Below are 16,251 nucleotides of genomic sequence, written 5' to 3'. Positions count from 1 at the left end.
CCCTCGGGCAACCTCGCCAGGACCGTAGCGGCCCTGGACCCCGATCGGTCGGCGCCCCCACCGTTCACAGATGGATCAATGTCGGCGCGAAGAAGCCGAGCCCGGTCAGCGCCATGCCCACCAGCCCCAGCGCGCCCGCGAACCAGATCATCAGCCCCACCCCGGTGATGATCGCGGCGGAGGCCACGACGATCGCCACCTGGAACGCGCCCGATCCGTATTCGAACATGTGGTAGCGGGCCAGGCTCACATCCCGCTGGGCCTCGGCGGCGCGGGCGCGGGCGGTCAGTTCGCGGCGGCCCTCGCCGGTCTCGGGCTCGCTTTCCCAGCGCTGGGCGGTGTCGCGCCAGCGGCGCTGCTGGGCCTCGACCGTCTCGCGGTTCGCGTCGGTGCGGATCAGCTCCGCTTCCTCGGCGGCCGTGCGCACCGTGGTCTGGCGGATGGTGCGGGCCTGGAAGAAGCTCCAGAGGTTGGCGGCCTGGACATTGGCGTTCAGCGCCTCCGTCTGGGAGGATTTGGCCCCCATCTCGGCTACGGCCAGGAACAGGGCCAGCACCGAGATCAGCAGGGCCACGCCCTTGTTCTCACCACCATGATGCGCGCCGTGTCCGGCCATGCGAATCGCTCCTGATTTTGGGTGTGCAGGGGATGCCATGGCGCGCGGGGCCGCGCTACCGTCACGATATGGTACACGCACCCCTCCGCCCGCCGCCGGGCGCGCCCCCTGTCCGCATCAACCTGTATTCGGACACCCAGACCCGCCCAACGCCGGCCATGAAGGACGCCATGATGTCCGCCCTGGTGGGCGACGAGCAGCATGGCGACGACCCGACGGTGAACGCGCTGTGCGACCGCATGGCGGCGCTGATGGGCAAGGAGGCGGCGATCTTCCTGCCCTCCGGCACCATGTGCAACGTGATTGCCATCCTGACCCATTGCCAGAAGGGCGATGAGGTGGTGGCGCATGAGACCAGCCACATCCTGCACAGCGAGGGCGGCACTCACGCCGCGCTGACCGGCGTGCAGATCATGCCCCTGCGCGGCCCGCGCGGCATGTTCAGCGCCGATGAGCTGCGGCAGGCGATCCGCCCGAAATCCCGCTACGCGCCCCCCCAGCGCCTGCTGGAGGTGGAGCAGACCGCCAATATCGGCGGCGGCGCCGTCTGGCCGATCGAGCTGCTGAACGCCGTCGCCCTGATCGCGCATGAGCAGGGCTGGGCCACCCATATGGACGGCGCGCGGCTGATGAATGCCTGCGTCGCCGCGGGCATTTCGGCCGCTGAGATGGCCGCTTCCTATGACAGCGTGTGGCTGGATTTCACCAAGGGGCTGGGCGCGCCGCTGGGGGCCGTGCTGTGCGGCAGCGCCGAGTTCATCGACCGCGCCTGGCGCTGGAAGCAGCGCCTCGGCGGGTCCATGCGCCAGGCCGGCATCTGCGCCGCCGCCTGCGACTACGCCCTGACCCACAACGTCGAGCGCCTGGCCGACGACCACGCCAATGCCCGCGCCCTCGCGCGTGGCCTGTCGCAGATCCCGGGCGTGGCGGTGCAGGAGCCGGAGACCAACCTGGTCTTCTTCGACATCAAGGACACCGGCCTGTCGCTGGATGCCTTCCAGACCGCGATGCGGGCGCAGGGGGTGATGATCTCGGGCCTCGGCGGGCGGGTGCGGGCTTGCACGCATCTGGACGTGACGGCGCCGCAGATCGAGGAAGCGCTGACCATCATCCGTGCCGTCCTGGCGAAGGGCTGAACGGGGCCTGCGCGCCGAGGCCGGGGGCCGGGGCGCGGAGGAGACCGCCGCCCAGGCCCTGGCGGCGGAGGGCTGGCGGGTGCTGGCACGGCGCTGCCGCACGCCCGCGGGCGAGATCGACCTGGTGGCGGAGCATGCGGGGTTGCTGGCCTTCATCGAGGTGAAGGCGCGCGCCAGCCTGGCCGAGGCGGCCTATGCCCTCGGCCCGCGTCAGCAAGCGCGGCTGCTGGCGGCGGCGGAATGCTGGATGGCGGACAACCCCGGACATGGCGCGGCCGGGGTGCGATTCGACGTGATGGTGGTGGCCGGCGGCGAGATCCGGCGGATCAGGGATGCGTTCCGGGTGATGTAGGGGTTACCCCGCGCAATTCCCGCACAGCCCCTCGATCTCCACCGTCATCTTCAGCGCCGTGAAGCCGGCCTTGCCCGCCGCGGCGCGCAACGCGGCCTCGATCCCGGCATCCGTCAATTCCCGCGTCGTGCCGCAATTGCGGCAGATCAGGAACTGGTGCGCGTGCTGCTCGCCGGCCGTGGCGCAGCCGACGAAGGCGTTCAGCCGCTCCACCCGATGGATCAGCCCCTGTTCCAGCAGGAAATCCAGCGCGCGGTACACGGTGGGCGGGGCGGCACCGGCCCGTTCGGCCTTCAGCTGGTCCAGCAGCGCATAGGCCCCCACCGGATTCTCGGATTTCAGCACAAGCGCCAGCACCTGCCGGCGCAGCGGCGTCAGCTGTGCGCCGCGCTGGCGGCACAGGGTTTCCGCCTGGGCTAGTTGCGTGTCCAGCGGGGCGTGATGGTGGTGATGGGCATGGCCGTGCCCATGGCTGTGATCCTGCATGGATATGCTTATATCACACCCATGGAAAACCCGCTTCTCTCCGCCGTCGCCTTCAACGCCGATGGGCTCGTCCCCTGCATCGCCCAGCAGCATGACACCGGCGAGGTGCTGATGATGGCCTGGATGAACCGTGAGGCCGTGGCCGAGACCCTCGCCACCGGGCGCGTCTGCTACTACTCCCGCAGCCGCCGCGGTCTGTGGCGCAAGGGCGAGACCAGCGGCCAGGTGCAGACGCTGAAGGAGCTGCGGCTGGATTGCGATGGCGACACGCTGCTGGCCCTGGTGGACCAGCAGGGGGTGGCCTGCCACACCGGCCGCCGCAGCTGCTTCTTCCAGGCCGAGCGCGACGGCCAGCTGGTGGCGATCACCGAACCGCTCGTCTCCCCCGAGAAGCTTTACGGCCACTAGGCCACCGCCTATTCACCCGGGCATGGCCGAGATCGAACTCTCCACTGTGACGGGGGCCGCGCTGCACCCGTTCCTGCCCGCCGTCGCGCGGCTGCGCGTGACGGTGTTCGCGGAGTGGCCCTATCTGTACGAGGGCAGCGAGGGCGACGAGCAGCGCTATCTGCGCGCCTATGCCGACAGCCCGGGCGCCGCCGTGGTGCTGGCCCGGCTGGGTAATGAGGTGGTGGGTGTGGCCACCTGCCAGCCCATGGCCGAAGCGGCCGAACCCGTCCGCGCCGCCTTCCTGCGCACGGGGCTGGACCCGGCCGCACACTGCTATTTCGGCGAAAGCGTGCTGCTGCCGGAATACCGGGGCAGGGGGGTGGGCGTCGGCTTCTTCCAGCAGCGGGAGGCCCATGCCCGCGCCCTGGGGGCGAAGGTCGCCACCTTCTGCTCGGTGGTGCGCAACCCGAACGATCCGCGCAAGCCGGCCGGCTACACGCCGCTCGACGCGTTCTGGCGCAAGCGCGGCTACACCCACCGGCCGGAGATCGCCTGCGTGTTCCGCTGGGCCGAACCCGGCGATGCGGGGCGCGAAACCCCGCACACCCTCAGCTTCTGGACCAAAACCCTATGAGGCTCGCGACCCTGGCCTGGAAGGTGGAGCGCCACACGGGCCTGGCCAGCTACGCCGCCCGGCTGGACGCGCTGGTGGCCGAGGCCGCCCCCCACGCCGACCTGCTGCTGATGCCCGAATACGCCGCGATGGAGCTGGCCCCGGCCCTGGCCGCCGAGACTGGGGAGGCCGCCGAACTCGCCGCCATGGTCGATGCCGCCGATGCGGTGCTGGCCGCCATGCGCGCCGCCGCGATGAAGCACCGGGTCTGGCTGCAGCCGGGCACCCTGCCGATGCGCGCGGGCGATCGCATCATCAACCGCGCCCCCCTGATCCGCCCGGACGGCACGCTCGCCTTCCAGGACAAATGGCAGATGACCCGCTTCGAGAACGAGCGCTGGGGCGTCTCGCGCGGGGCGCCGCCCGCGGTGTTCGACACGCCCTGGGGGCTGATCGGTATCTCCATCTGCTATGACAGCGAATTCCCCAAGCATGTGCGCGTGCAGGTGGAGGCCGGGGCCTGGCTGATCCTGGTGCCCACCTGCACCGACAGCGTGGCGGGCTTCACCCGGGTGGCCATCAGCGCCCGCGCGCGGGCCATCGAGAACCAGTGCATCCTGGCCGTCGCCCCCACCGTGGGGTCCGCGCCCTGGTCCTCGGCGCTGGATGAGAATGTGGGCGCGGCCGGGGTCTATGGCCCCGCCGACCGGGGCTTCCCCGAAACCGGCATCATCGCCGAGGGCGCGCTGAACGCCCCCGGCTGGGTCTATGCCGAAGTGGAGCAGGCCATGGTGGACAAGGTCCGCCGCGAGGGCGCGGTGCTGAACCACCGCGACTGGCCCCGCGCGCCCATCGCCAGCGTCGGCCGCGCGGCCTTTTCGTGACGCTGCTCTACCTCATCGCCGGCGAGGCCTCGGGCGATGTGCTGGGCGCGCGGCTGATCGCGGCCCTGCGCGCCCGCGACCCCGATCTGGATTTCGCAGGGGTGGGCGGGGAGCGCATGGCCGAGCAGGGTTTTTCCTCCCTGTTCCCCATGCGCGAACTGGCGCTGATGGGGCTGCTGGAGGTGCTGCCGCGCATCCGCAGCCTGTCCCGCCGCATGGACCAGACGGTGGTCGATATCGAGGCCCGCCGCCCCGCCGCCATCATCACCATCGACAGCCCGGGCTTCACCCTGCGGGTGGCGAACCGGGTGAAGCCGCTGGGCATTCCCGTCATCCATTACGTGGCGCCGCAGGTCTGGGGCTGGCGCCAGGGGCGGGCGCGCAAGCTGGGCCGCAAGCTGGACCGCATCCTGGCCCTGCTGCCCTTCGAGGCGCCCTTCTTCACCGCCCATGGCATCCCGGTGGATTTCGTGGGCCATCCGGTGCTGGAAAGCGGGGCCGACCGGGGCGACGCCGCGCGTTTCCGCGCGAAGCATGGGCTGGCGCCGGACGAACGCCTGCTGATCGTCATGCCCGGTTCCCGCCGCACAGAGGTCTCGCGCCTGCTGCCGGTGTTCGGGGCCACGCTGGCCCTGCTGCCGCCGGGCATCCGCGCCGTGGTGCCCCTGGCCGGCCCGGTGGAGGAGGCGGTGCGCGCCGCCACCGCCCATTGGCCGCGCCCGCCCATCCTGGTGCGCGACGTGGCCGAGAAATACGACGCCTTCGCCGCCGCCGAGGCCGGGCTGATCAAATCCGGCACATCCTCATTGGAATGCGCGGTGGCGGGGCTGCCGCATATCGTCGGCTATCGCCTGAACCCCATCACCGCCCAGATCGTGAAGCGGCTGATGAAGGTGCGCTTCGTCAGCCTGGTGAACCTGCTGGCGGAACGCGAGGTGGTGCCGGAATTCCTGCAGGATGCCTGCAACCCCGCTACGCTGGCCGCCGCCCTGCGGCCTTTGCTGGAGGGCGGGGCCACCCGCGCCCGGCAATTGGAAGGCTTCGCCGACGCGCTCGGCCGGCTGCGTCCGCCCGAAGGCACGCCGAGCGATGCCGCCGCCGAGGCCGTGCTGCGCGCGATCGGGCGCTGAGGCTCAATCCCCGGCCAGGGCCCGCTCCACCGCGGCCTCGGCATGGATGGCCGTGGTGTCGAACAGCGGCACGCTGGCGTCGCCCTCGCCCACCAGCAGCATGATCTCGGTGCAGCCCAGGATGATCGCCTCCGCCCCCGCCGCCACCAGCCGCGCCATCACGGCGCGATAGGCCTGGCGGGAGGCTTCCTCCACCCGGCCCTGCACCAGCTCCTCATAGATCACGCGGTGGACCAGGGCGCGGTCGGCCGCGTCGGGCACCAGCACCTCCAGCCCGTGGCGGGCGGCCAGGCGGCCCTTGTAGAAATCCTGCTCCATGGTGAAGGCGGTGCCGAGCAGCCCCACGCGGCGGAAGCCCTGTGCCTTGATGCGCTCGGCCGTGGGGTCCGCGATGTGCAGCAGCGGGATGGCGACGGCGGCCTGCACGGCATCGGCCATGCGGTGCATGGTGTTGGTGCAGATCAGCGCGAAATCGGCGCCGCCGCGCTCCAGCCTCCGCGCGGCCTCGATCAGCAGGGCGGTGGCCTCGTCCCATTTCCCGGCATGCTGCAGGGCCTCGATCTCGGCGAAGTCGAAGGACCACATCAGGCAGCGCGCGGAGGCGAGCCCGCCCAGCCGCGCCCGCACCGCCTGGTTGATGATGCGATAGTATTCGGCGGAGCTTTCCCAGCTCATGCCGCCCAGCAGGCCGATGATCTTCTGCGGCATGAACGCCCCCTGTCGTGATGTGCGCGGCAGGATGGGCGGGCGGGCGGCGCTGTCAATCATGCCCGCATGGCCTTGCCACCCGTGGCCCGCCGCGCAGAATGCCTCCCGTCCAAGAAAGGGAAGCGCATGCCGCGCACGATGTTCGACAAGATCTGGGACAGCCATGTCGTGGCCGATCTCGGCGATGGCTGGTCGCTGCTCTATCTGGACCGCATCCTGCTGCATGACCTGTCCGGCGGCCGCGCGATCCAGGAGGTGCTGGAGGCGGGCCACATGGTGGCCGAGCCCGAGAAGGTGTTCGCCACCCCCGACCATGCCGTGTCCTCCCGCCCCGGGCGCGATGCGGGCAGTTTCGCGGGCGGCACGGCGCTGGTGAACTCGCTGCGGGAATCGACGCGCGTGTCGGGCGCGCATTACTTCGGGCTGGGCGACCCGGGGCATGGCATCGTGCATGTGATGGCGCCCGAGCTGGGCATCGTGCTGCCCGGCCTGACGCTGGCCTGCGCGGACAGCCACACCTGCACCAATGGCGGGCTGGGCTGCATGGCCTTCGGCATCGGCGCCAGCGAGATGGTGCACGCGCTGGCCACCCAGACCCTGCCGCAGCGCAAGCCCCGCACCATGCGCATTTCCTTCGAGGGCGAGCGCCCGCCGGGGGTGACGGCCAAGGACATGATCCTGGCCGCGATCGGCCGGCTGGGGGCGGCGGCGGGCACGGGCTGCGCCATCGAATACGCCGGCGATGCCGTGCGCGCGCTGTCGGTGGAGGAACGGCTGACGCTGTGCAACCTCTCGATCGAGATGGGCGCCAAGGTGGGCATGGTCGCGCCGGACGAGACGACCTTCGCCTGGCTGAAGGGCCGCCCCTACGCCCCCAAGGGCGCGCTGTGGGAGGCGGCGCTGGCCGACTGGCGCCAGGTGCCCAGCGACCCCGGCGCGCGCTTCGACATCGAGCACGCGATCCCGATGGCCGAGATCGCGCCGCAGATCACCTGGGGCACCAGCCCCGAGCATGTGGCCCCCATCACCGGCCACGTGCCCCAGGGCCACGCGGCGGCGCTGGAGTATATGGGCCTCACGCCCGGGCAGCCGCTGATCGGCACCCGGGTGGACTGGGTGTTCATCGGCAGCTGCACCAATTCCCGCCTGTCGGACCTGCGGGCGGCGGCCGACATCATCAAGGGCCGCAGCAAGGCCAGCCACGTCACCGCCTGGGTGGTGCCGGGCAGCGAGGCGGTGAAGCGCGCGGCCGAGGCCGAGGGCCTGCACGAACGCTTCCTGGCGGCGGGTTTCGAGTGGCGGGAGCCCGGCTGCGCCCTGTGCGTGGCCGCGAACGGAGAGGCGGTGCCCCCCGGGGCGCGCTGTGTCTCCACCAGCAACCGCAATTTCGTGGGGCGGCAGGGCACGGGGGCGCGCACCCACCTGGCCAGCCCCGCCATGGCGGCCGCCGCCGCGCTGGCCGGCGCATTCGTGGATGTAAGGGGCTTCTGACCATGCAGGCTTTCACCAGCATCACCGATGTGGCGGTGCCCTATCTGCACGCCAATGTGGACACGGATGTGATCATCCCGATCCAGCGCCTGCTCGGCTCCCGCCGGGAGGGGCTGGGCCCCTATGCGTTCGAGCGCCTGCGCTACAATGCCGATGGCTCCGACAACCCGGATTTCCTGCTGAACCGGCCGGAATACAAGGGCTCCGCCCTGTTGCTGGCGGCCGAGAACTTCGCCTGCGGTTCCTCCCGCGAAGGCGCCGTCTGGGCGCTGATGGGCATGGGGGTGCGCTGCGTGATCGCGCCCAGCTTCGGCGACATCTTCTTCGCCAACTGCTTCCAGAACGGGCTGCTGCCGGTGCGCCTGCCGATCGAGGCGATCCGCCGCATCGCGGAGGAAACCGAGGCCAGCCCCGGCAATGCCCGCACCACGGTGGACCTGGCCCGCCGCCTGGTCATCACCCCCACCGGGGCGGAAATCCCCTTCGCGGTGGATGCCCGCAAGCGGGAGGCGATGCTGGAGGGCCTCGACGACATTTCCCTGACCAAGCGCCACACCGCGGCCATCGCCGCCTGGCGGGAGCGCGACCGCGCCGCCCGCGCCTGGGCCTGGGAGGGCCTGCGCCCATGAGGATCCTGGTCCTGCCCGGCGATGGCGTCGGCCCCGAGGTGACGCGGGAGGCGCTGCGGGTGCTGTGTTGGTTCATCGAGCACCGCGGCCTGGAGGCCGCGATCGTGGAGCGCGATTTCGGCCTGCTGAACTGGCAGCGCCACGGCACCATGATGCCCGACGAGACCTGGGCCCGCATCGAGGAGGCCGACGCCATCCTGTTCGGCGCCGTCGGCACGCTGGACCAGAAGGCGATCCCTTCCGAGGAGCGCCGCAAGGGCGGGTTGCTGCGCATCCGCAAATCGCTGGACCTGTTCGCCAACATCCGCCCCGTGCCCTGCTGGAGGCCAGCCCCTACAAGGCGCGCGTGGTCGAGGGGGTGGACCTGTGCTTCGTGCGGGAGCTGACGGCGGGGATGTATTTCGGCACGCCGCGCGGCGTGACGGGCGAGGCGCCCGACCGGCGCGGCGTGAACACCCATTCCTATACGGAAGGGGAGATCGCCCGGGCCGCGCGCTTCGCCTTCGAACTCGCCCGCACCCGCCGCAACCATGTCACCAGCGTGGACAAGGGCAATGTGATGGAGGCCGGCGCCCTGTGGCGCGATGTCGTCACCGGCATCCACGCCGCCGAATACCCGGATGTGGAGCTGCGCCACCTGCTGGCCGACAATTGCGCCATCCAGCTGGCCCGGGCGCCGAAAAGCTTCGACGTGATCGTCACCGACAATCTGTTCGGAGACCTGCTGAGCGACGCGGCGGGGGCGATCATCGGCTCGCTCGGCATGCTGCCCTCGGCGGCGCTGTCGGCGCCGGACGCCAGCGGCCGCAGGCGGGCGCTGTATGAGCCCATCCATGGCAGCGCGCCGGATATCGCTGGGCAGGGGGTGGCGAACCCGCTGGGGGCCATCCTGTCGGTGGCGCTGCTGCTGCGGCATTCGGCCGGCCGGCCCGCCGATGCCGCCCTGCTGGAGGCGGCGGTGGAGGCCGCCCTCGATTCCGGCGCCCGCACCGCCGATATCGCGGCCCCGGGCGAGGCGGTGCTGGGTACCACGGCGATGGCTGACGTCGTGCTGTCACGGCTGGAGCAATGACATAAAGTGATATTTCTTAATTTACTGGTGGTTTGAAAGGATATCCCGCGCCGGCCGCATGATTTGATGAAGAAACAAAGCAACGGCATAAAACTAGATATTTATATCGACGCATGAAAAAGCATTCCGATGCTACCAGAAACGCCTATCCATTCGGAGGCGCAACGTGGCTCGGGTATATGCGAATGCCAATACGGCACTGGATCTGGAGCGGGATCAGATCCTGCGGCAGGAAGCCATCCTCTTTTCCGCGGGAAGCCGTGGCGAAAGCTATGCCCTGGGCAGCTACGCGCTGGCCGGCGGTTCCACCCTCTCCACCGAGCTGCGCGGGGTGGGTTTCACCTATGACGGCACCGGCAAGCTGACGGGCGGCACCATCGTCGATGCCCGCACCCTGCTGGCGGGCGGCGGCGTGGCCTTCCTGGCGGACCAGATCAGCGTGCCCGCCAGCGCGCTCGGCACCGCCACCAACGCGACCATCCTGTCCGGCGCCGACCTCATCGTCGGTTCCTCCCTGGCGGACCGGCTGTTCGGCTATGGCGGCAACGACATCATCGTGGGCGGCGCCGGCAACGACCTGGTGCAGGGCGATGACGGCGACGACGTGCTCTCGGGCAATGAGGGCAGCGACACGCTGATCGGCGGCGCGGGCAACGACACGCTCTATGGCGATGACGGCAACGACACGCTGGTGGGCGGCGCCGGCGACGACCGCCTGCTGGGCGGGGCGGGCGACGACCTCATCTCCGGCAATGACGGGGCCGACATCATCACGGCCGGCACCGGCAACGACAAGGTCTGGGGCGATGCCTGCAACGACGTCATCTCCGGCAATGAGGGCGATGACCGGCTGGAGGGCATGGACGGCAACGACACGCTGTATGGCGATGCCGGCAACGACCTGCTGATCGGCGGGCTGGGCGATGATCGGGTCGAGGGCGGCGCGGGCAATGACGTGCTGTCGGGTAATGACGGCAACGACATCATCGTGGGCGGCGACGGCGAGGACCTGATCTCGGGCAATCTGGGCGACGACACGCTGTATGGCGGCGCCGACAACGACACCATCTATGGCGATGAGGGCAACGACGTCATTTATGGCGGCGATGGCGACGACATCATCTACGGCGGCGCGGGCGCCAACTACCTGGATGGCGGTGCCGGCAAGGACATCTATGTGGTGGATGTGGTGGCGGGCCTGCCGCTCGAATTCCTCGATACCATCAACTTCAACCCGATCGAGGACACGCTGCGCCTCAACATCCCCGACGCGGCGAACAACACGCTGCGGCTGGATGTCAGCCTGCAGGGCATCGGCATCTATGGCGACCTGAACGGCGACGGCACCAATGACCTGGTGATCACCCTGCCGATCCTGGGCCTGGTCGGCGGCACCGACCTGCTGAACGGCCTGCTGGGCGAAAGCGGCATCGTGAACCTGGGCGACACGCTGGCGGGCGTGACCGGCCTGCTCAGCGGCCTGCTGAACGGCGACACCGGGCTGCTGGGCGGCCTGCTGGGTTCCAACGGCCTGCTGGGCCAGCTGCTGGGCCCCGACAATGTCGTGACCAACCTGCTGGACACCGTGATCGGGCCCGATGGGCTGCTGGGCGGCCTGCAGGGTGGCAACCTGCTGGGCGGCGGCCTGCTGGATGGGCTGCTGGGCCCGGATGGCCTGGTCGGCGGTCTGCTGGGCAGCATCCTGGGCGGGGGCACCGACCCGCTGGGCGGCCTGCTGGGTGGCGACCTGCTAGGCAGCCTGCTCGGCCCCGACGGTCTGGTCGGCGGTCTGCTGGGTCAGGACGGGCTGGTGGGCAACCTGCTGAACGGCCTGCTGGGCGACAATGGCCTGCTGGACGGGTTGCTGGGTGGCAATGGCGGCCTGCTCGATGGGCTGCTGGGCGGCCTGCTGCACGATGGCGGCCTGCTGGATGGGCTGCTGGGCAACAACGGCGCGCTGACCAGCCTGCTGGACGGCCTGCTGGGTGGCGACAGCGGCCTGCTCGGCGGCCTGCTGGGTGACGGCGGCCTGCTGGGCGGCCTGCTCGGCGGCGACAGCGGCCTGCTGGGTGGCCTGCTGGGCGATCTCCACCTGCTGGGTTGAGGCCCGTGACCGGGGGAGGCGCCCTGCCTCCCCCGGATTTCCCCCGCCATCCTCCGACAGGGAGCATCCCGGTGACAGGGATCAAGCCAGAGGCGCCCCGGCCGCGCGTCGCAGCGGTCATCGTGACCCGCAACCGGCCCGAGGAGCTTCGCCGCCTGCTGGCGCAGCTGGAACGGCAATTCCTCGCGCCCTGCGACATCATCGTGGTGGATAATGGCGACTGCCCCGTCACGCCCCGGCTGTGCCAGGACGCGGCGGCGCTGCATCTGCGCTCCGAGGCCAACCTCGGCGGTGCTGGCGGTTTCGCGCTGGGCGCGCTGATGGCGCTGGCGCGTGGCGCCGAATGGCTGTGGCTGTGGGACGATGACGGCTGGCCGTGCGAGGCCGATGCGCTGGCCCGGCTGTTGCAGCGCCAGCGCGCGGGCGGTGCCGCCATCGTCTCCCCCCTCGTGCTGGATGCGGCGGACCCTGAGCTCTGCGCCTTTCCCTTCCGCCTGGGCGGGCGGCGGCTGCTGGCGCGTGCCGATGTGCAGCGCCGGCCCGTGATCGCGGGCCAGGCCCATCTGTTCAACGGCGCGCTGATGCCGGCGGCCACCTTCCACCGCTTCGGCGTGCCCGACACCCGCCTGTTCATCCGCGGGGATGAGGTGGATTTCATGCTGCGCGTGATGCGCGGCGGCGGCGCGGTGGAGACTTTGACCACCGTCACCGCCCGCCATCCCTCCGGCATGCAGGAGGCGATGCCCGTGCTGGGCGGGCTGCTGCTGGCCGCAGTGCCGCCGGACGATCTGCGCCGGGGCATGATGTTCCGCAACCGCGCCCATGTCGCGCGGCTGCACCGGCGCTGGCCCATGCTGGCGATCGACGTGCTGCGCTATGGCGCCTTCTTCCTGGCGCGCCGCCGGCCGGACTGGGCGGGGTGGCGGCATTGGCTCGCTTCTTCCGCGCGCGGCTGGCGCGGTGAACTGGGCGGGCCCGTTGCCCAGCCCCGACCCGCCCCCATCCCTTCCATCCCGCCCCTGACCGAAGCGGCCCCCCATCATGCTTGACGCCACCGCCACCCTGCAGCCGCCCCTGCTCAGCCAGCAGGGCAGCGCGCGCATCGCCGCGCGCTCCGCCCTGTGGAACCAGCCGGGGCCGGAGCCCGTGCTCTCCGTCGTGGTGCCGGTGTTCCGCACCCGGGCCTGGCTGCGGGCCGCGCTGAACTCCCTGGTGCCGGCCATGCCGCGGCAGGTGGAGATCATCGTGGTGCATGACGGCGGCGATGACGGCGCCCTCGAACTGGCCTGCGAATGGGTGCGCAACGCCCCCCTGCGCGCCCTGGTGCTGGACCAGGCGAACCGGGGGCTGTCCGCCGCGCGCATGGCCGGCGCCGCCTTCGCCACCGGCCAGTGCCTGGCCTTCCTGGACAGCGACGACATCGCCGACATCGCCGTGCTGCTGCGCATGGCGGGCGATGTGCGGGAGCGCGACTGCGACCTGGTGCTGTGCCGTTCCGCCGTGCTGGATGGCGAGGCGCTGACCGCCGCCCCCTTCTATGACGCCTGGCTGTGGGACCGGATTTTGCAGGGCGCCGAGTTCCGCCGCGTGAACGTGACGCGCGAACCCCGGCTGCTGCGGCTGGAGCCCAACGCCAACCCGCGGGTGATGCGGCGGAGCTTCTTCGAGGCCTCCGGCCTGGAATTCCCCGAAGGCCGGCTGTTCGAGGACATGCCCACCCATGTGCGCGCCCTGCTGGCCACCCAGCGCGTCGGGCTGCGGGGGGAGGTCGGCTACCTCTACCGCGTCAACCGCCCGGGCAAGATCACGGATGAGCGCAGCGTGCGCCGGATGGACGCGATCGTGACCTGCCGCATGGCGGTGCGGGCCGCGTGCCAGGCGGCGGTGGAGCCGGCGGCGGGGGCGGAATTGTCGCTGGCCCTGCTGCGCATGCTGTTCTGGTGCGGGCAGAACATCACCGCCGCCCATCGCCGGCGCTTCTTCACCGAGGCGGTGGCGATCTTCGCCGCCATGCCCGGGGAATGGCTGGCGGTGGCGGCGCTGTCCGGCCTGTCGGGGCGGGATGCGACATTGCTGGCGGCCCTGCGCCATGGCGACGCGGCCCTGCTGGAGGATCTGGCCATTCCGCGCCGCCCGCGCCTGCTGCCGGTGCTGCGCTTTCTGGCGGGGCGGCATGGCGCGCCGGGGCGGGCGCATGCCCGCGCCTGGCTGCGATACCGCCTGGCCCCCCTGTTTCGCCGGAGGTCCGCATGATGCACCACCCGCAACAACTGCGCCGCGCCATGGCCGTGCTGCAGGGGCTGGGCGCCGACCCGCGCATGCTGGAGGACGACGCCTGGCGCCTGACCCATGGCTATTACGGCGCCATCACCTGGCCCATGGCCGCCGATGGCCGGCCCTGCATGGTGCTGCTGGGCGCGCGCTCGGGGCTGGAGGTGCAGTTGCAGTTCATGCGCTGCGCCAACACCCGCGTCATCGTGGTGGAGCCCTTCACCGGCCGCAACCCGGTGCTGGCCAATTCCGTCCTGCAGGGGCTGCGCCGCCTGTGGCCCTGGCTGGAGCTGGTGCCCGACGCCGCCGCCGCCCACCGCGCGCTGGAGGGTCGCGCCCCCGACCTGGTGCGGGTGGACGGCACCCGGCACACGCTGGAGGAAGTGCGCACCCTGCTGGGCGGGCTGCGCTGCGGCCACATCTGCGGCGTGTACACGGAGGCCGGGGCCGACCCCATCTCCCTGTACCGCATCAGCCGCGACGAGCTGGCGCACAGCTTCTTCTGGCGCGACGACCAGCGCCATCGCGGCTTCGGCAGCGACCGCGGCCCGGTGGAGGTCGAGGTCTCGGTCATCGTGCCGGCCTATCGCGTCGAGGGCGACATCGACCAATGCCTGGAATCCCTGGCCCACCAGACGCTGGAGCGGCTGGAGGTGATCGTCGTCGATGACGGTTCCCCGGACCGGACCGGCGCCATGGCCGATGCCTGGGCCGCGCGCTTCCCGGGCCGGGTGCGGGTGGTGCACAAGCCCAATGGCGGCTGCGCCTCCGCACGCAATGCGGGGATGGCGGTGGCGCGTGGGGAGTTCATCGGCTTCGTGGATGGCGACGACTGGGTGGACCCGGCCATGTTCGCCGAGCTGTACCGCGCCTCGATCCTCGCCTGCGCCGATGTCGCCCAATGCGGCTATGCCGAGGCCTGGCCGGACGGCACGCTGGCCCGCCATCGCGGCGCGCCGGAGGGGGTGGCCGACTGGCCGCATGTGACCGAGGACACCGTGGCGCTGCTGACCGAGCGCCCGACCATCTGGCGCCGCATCTACCGCCGGGACCTGCTGGAGCAGAACGGCATCGTCTTTCCCGAACACATCGCCCGCTTCGACGACCTGCCCTTCCAGTTCGAGGCCCTGCTGCGCGCCCGCCGCGTGGCGATGGTGCCGGAGGCCTGGTACTTCTACCGCCAGGGCCGCCCGGGCCAGACCATCGCGGCGCGGGACCAGAAGCTCTACGTGCACTTTCCCATCCTGGACTGGATCTGGGACCGCGTGATGCCCTCGGCCTCCGCCCGGGTGGAGGCGCAGTTCCAGCGCATGGTGCTGAACACCCATGCCTGGGCGCTGGAGCTGCTGCTGCCGCAATACCAGGCCGAGTACCGCGCCCGGATGCGCGCGCAGATGGCGCGCCAGCGCCTGCATCTGACGCGCTTCGACATGCTGCGGCTGGGGCTGAGCCAGGGCCGGTTGCGGCTGGCGGGCGGCGCGCTGTTCGCCGGAAGGGCCGCCGATGCGGCCTGACGCCCCCCGCGCCGGCTTGCCCGCCTGATGGCCGCGCCCGTCCGCCTGTTCGATGCCGAGGCCCCGCGCCGGGGCGCCGAGGCGCTGGAAGACCTCGGCCAGGGCTTCCGCCGCATCCGCCTGGCCTGGGCGCTGGCGCGGGGCGACATCATGCACCGCTTCCGGGGCTCGCTGCTCGGCCCGTTGTGGATGAGCGTGACCACGGCCGTGATGCTGGGGGCGCTGGGCTTTCTCTACGCCCATCTGCTGCGGATGGAGGTGGCGGAATACCTGCCCTGGCTCGCCGCCAGCCTGATCCTGTGGAATTTGCTGGCCCAGGGCATCACCGAGGCCTGCAACTGCCTGACCGCCGCCGAGGGCATCATCCGCCAGATGCCGCTGCCGCACAGTATCCAGGCGCTGCGGGGGGTGTTCCGCACAGGGCTGGTGGCGGCGCACAACCTGCCGCTGATCCTGGGCGTGTTCGTGGTGTTCGGCTTCAACCCCGGCTGGGCCGCGCTGCTGGCGGTGCCGGGCTTTCTGGTGGTGGCGGTGAACCTGTTCTGGCTGTCCCTGCTGCTGGGCATGCTGTGCGCGCGCTTCCGCGACGTGACGCAGATCGTGGCGGCCGTGCTGCAGGTGGCCTTCTTCGTCACCCCGGTGATCTGGCAGCCCGGCATGGTGCGCTGGCTGGAGCCCTGGCTGCCGCTGAACCCGCTGTTCTGCCTGATCGAGGTGGTGCGCGCGCCGCTGATGGGGGCCGCCGCCGGCTGGGGCGCCTGGGCGGGCGCGCTGGGCTTCACCCTGCTGATCTGGGCGACGGGGCAGGCGGTGTTCACCCGCTTCCGCGCCCGCGTGGCCTTCTGGGTGTAGCGG

Annotated in this window: 16 protein-coding genes and 1 pseudogene; 14 read left to right on the top strand and 3 right to left on the bottom strand. The window is 71.2% G+C overall.

Features of this window, described 5'->3' with window-relative positions; genetic code table 11:
- Positions 1-64: 64 nt before the first annotated feature.
- Positions 65-616, bottom strand: coding sequence for a DUF4337 domain-containing protein (locus GT007_RS06540; protein ID WP_160120795.1), 552 nt, complete (start codon positions 614-616; stop codon positions 65-67).
- A gap of 68 nt (positions 617-684) precedes the next feature.
- Here GT007_RS06540 and GT007_RS06535 point away from each other — a divergent pair, with 68 nt between their 5' ends.
- Entirely contained in the window at positions 685-1,752 is a 1,068-nt protein-coding gene (locus GT007_RS06535; protein ID WP_160120794.1) for a threonine aldolase family protein, read from the top strand.
- Entirely contained in the window at positions 1,730-2,104 is a 375-nt protein-coding gene (locus GT007_RS06530; protein WP_160120793.1) for a YraN family protein, read from the top strand. The genes GT007_RS06535 and GT007_RS06530 overlap by 23 nt, the downstream gene beginning before the upstream one ends.
- 3 nt (positions 2,105-2,107) lie before the next feature.
- Here GT007_RS06530 and GT007_RS06525 read toward each other — a convergent pair whose 3' ends face one another.
- Positions 2,108-2,590 (bottom strand): Fur family transcriptional regulator, encoded by a 483-nt coding sequence (locus GT007_RS06525; RefSeq protein ID WP_160120792.1) that lies wholly within the window; start codon positions 2,588-2,590, stop codon positions 2,108-2,110.
- Positions 2,591-2,611: 21 nt separating this feature from the next.
- Here GT007_RS06525 and hisI point away from each other — a divergent pair, with 21 nt between their 5' ends.
- From hisI to lpxB, 4 genes are read left to right on the top strand one after another with little or no spacing between them, the layout of a single operon-like run.
- Entirely contained in the window at positions 2,612-2,998 is a 387-nt protein-coding gene (gene hisI, locus GT007_RS06520; RefSeq protein ID WP_160120791.1) for a phosphoribosyl-AMP cyclohydrolase, read from the top strand.
- A gap of 22 nt (positions 2,999-3,020) precedes the next feature.
- Positions 3,021-3,614, top strand: coding sequence for a GNAT family N-acetyltransferase (locus tag GT007_RS06515; protein ID WP_160120790.1), 594 nt, complete (start codon positions 3,021-3,023; stop codon positions 3,612-3,614).
- A complete protein-coding gene (locus GT007_RS06510) occupies positions 3,611-4,477 on the top strand; it encodes a carbon-nitrogen hydrolase family protein (RefSeq protein ID WP_160120789.1) in 867 nt (288 codons plus the stop codon). The genes GT007_RS06515 and GT007_RS06510 overlap by 4 nt, the downstream gene beginning before the upstream one ends.
- Positions 4,474-5,607: a lipid-A-disaccharide synthase gene (lpxB, locus tag GT007_RS06505; RefSeq protein ID WP_160120788.1), complete on the top strand. Its 1,134-nt coding sequence runs from the start codon at positions 4,474-4,476 to the stop codon at positions 5,605-5,607. The genes GT007_RS06510 and lpxB overlap by 4 nt, the downstream gene beginning before the upstream one ends.
- 3 nt (positions 5,608-5,610) lie before the next feature.
- On the opposite strand, the gene GT007_RS06500 is transcribed toward lpxB, so the two are convergent.
- Positions 5,611-6,315 carry an aspartate/glutamate racemase family protein gene (locus tag GT007_RS06500; protein ID WP_160120787.1) on the bottom strand — a complete coding sequence of 235 codons (705 nt, stop codon included), beginning with the start codon at positions 6,313-6,315 and terminating at the stop codon, positions 5,611-5,613.
- Positions 6,316-6,441: 126 nt separating this feature from the next.
- Here GT007_RS06500 and leuC point away from each other — a divergent pair, with 126 nt between their 5' ends.
- From leuC to GT007_RS06460, 8 genes and pseudogenes are all read left to right on the top strand, one after another.
- Positions 6,442-7,806, top strand: coding sequence for a 3-isopropylmalate dehydratase large subunit (gene leuC, locus GT007_RS06495; protein ID WP_160120786.1), 1,365 nt, complete (start codon positions 6,442-6,444; stop codon positions 7,804-7,806).
- Positions 7,807-7,808: 2 nt separating this feature from the next.
- Positions 7,809-8,435: a 3-isopropylmalate dehydratase small subunit gene (leuD, locus tag GT007_RS06490; protein ID WP_160120785.1), complete on the top strand. Its 627-nt coding sequence runs from the start codon at positions 7,809-7,811 to the stop codon at positions 8,433-8,435.
- A pseudogene (gene leuB, locus GT007_RS06485) lies at positions 8,432-9,507 on the top strand (3-isopropylmalate dehydrogenase). Before leuD ends, leuB begins: the two are co-directional and overlap by 4 nt.
- Before the next feature lie 166 nt (positions 9,508-9,673).
- Entirely contained in the window at positions 9,674-11,611 is a 1,938-nt protein-coding gene (locus GT007_RS06480) for a calcium-binding protein (RefSeq protein WP_160120784.1), read from the top strand.
- Positions 11,612-11,682: 71 nt separating this feature from the next.
- Positions 11,683-12,660, top strand: a complete 978-nt coding sequence (locus GT007_RS06475) for a glycosyltransferase family 2 protein (RefSeq protein ID WP_160120783.1) — start codon at positions 11,683-11,685, stop codon at positions 12,658-12,660.
- Entirely contained in the window at positions 12,653-13,864 is a 1,212-nt protein-coding gene (locus GT007_RS06470; protein ID WP_160120782.1) for a glycosyltransferase family 2 protein, read from the top strand. The genes GT007_RS06475 and GT007_RS06470 overlap by 8 nt, the downstream gene beginning before the upstream one ends.
- Positions 13,861-15,396: a glycosyltransferase gene (locus GT007_RS06465; protein ID WP_160120781.1), complete on the top strand. Its 1,536-nt coding sequence runs from the start codon at positions 13,861-13,863 to the stop codon at positions 15,394-15,396. Before GT007_RS06470 ends, GT007_RS06465 begins: the two co-directional genes overlap by 4 nt.
- A gap of 27 nt (positions 15,397-15,423) precedes the next feature.
- On the top strand, positions 15,424-16,248 hold the full coding sequence (locus GT007_RS06460; protein ID WP_160120780.1) for an ABC transporter permease: 825 nt from the start codon (positions 15,424-15,426) through the stop codon (positions 16,246-16,248).
- Positions 16,249-16,251: the final 3 nt, after the last annotated feature.

The organism is Rhodovarius lipocyclicus (assembly GCF_009900765.1).
GTDB lineage: Bacteria > Pseudomonadota > Alphaproteobacteria > Acetobacterales > Acetobacteraceae > Rhodovarius > Rhodovarius lipocyclicus.
This window is presented reverse-complemented; position numbering and strand designations above follow the sequence as displayed.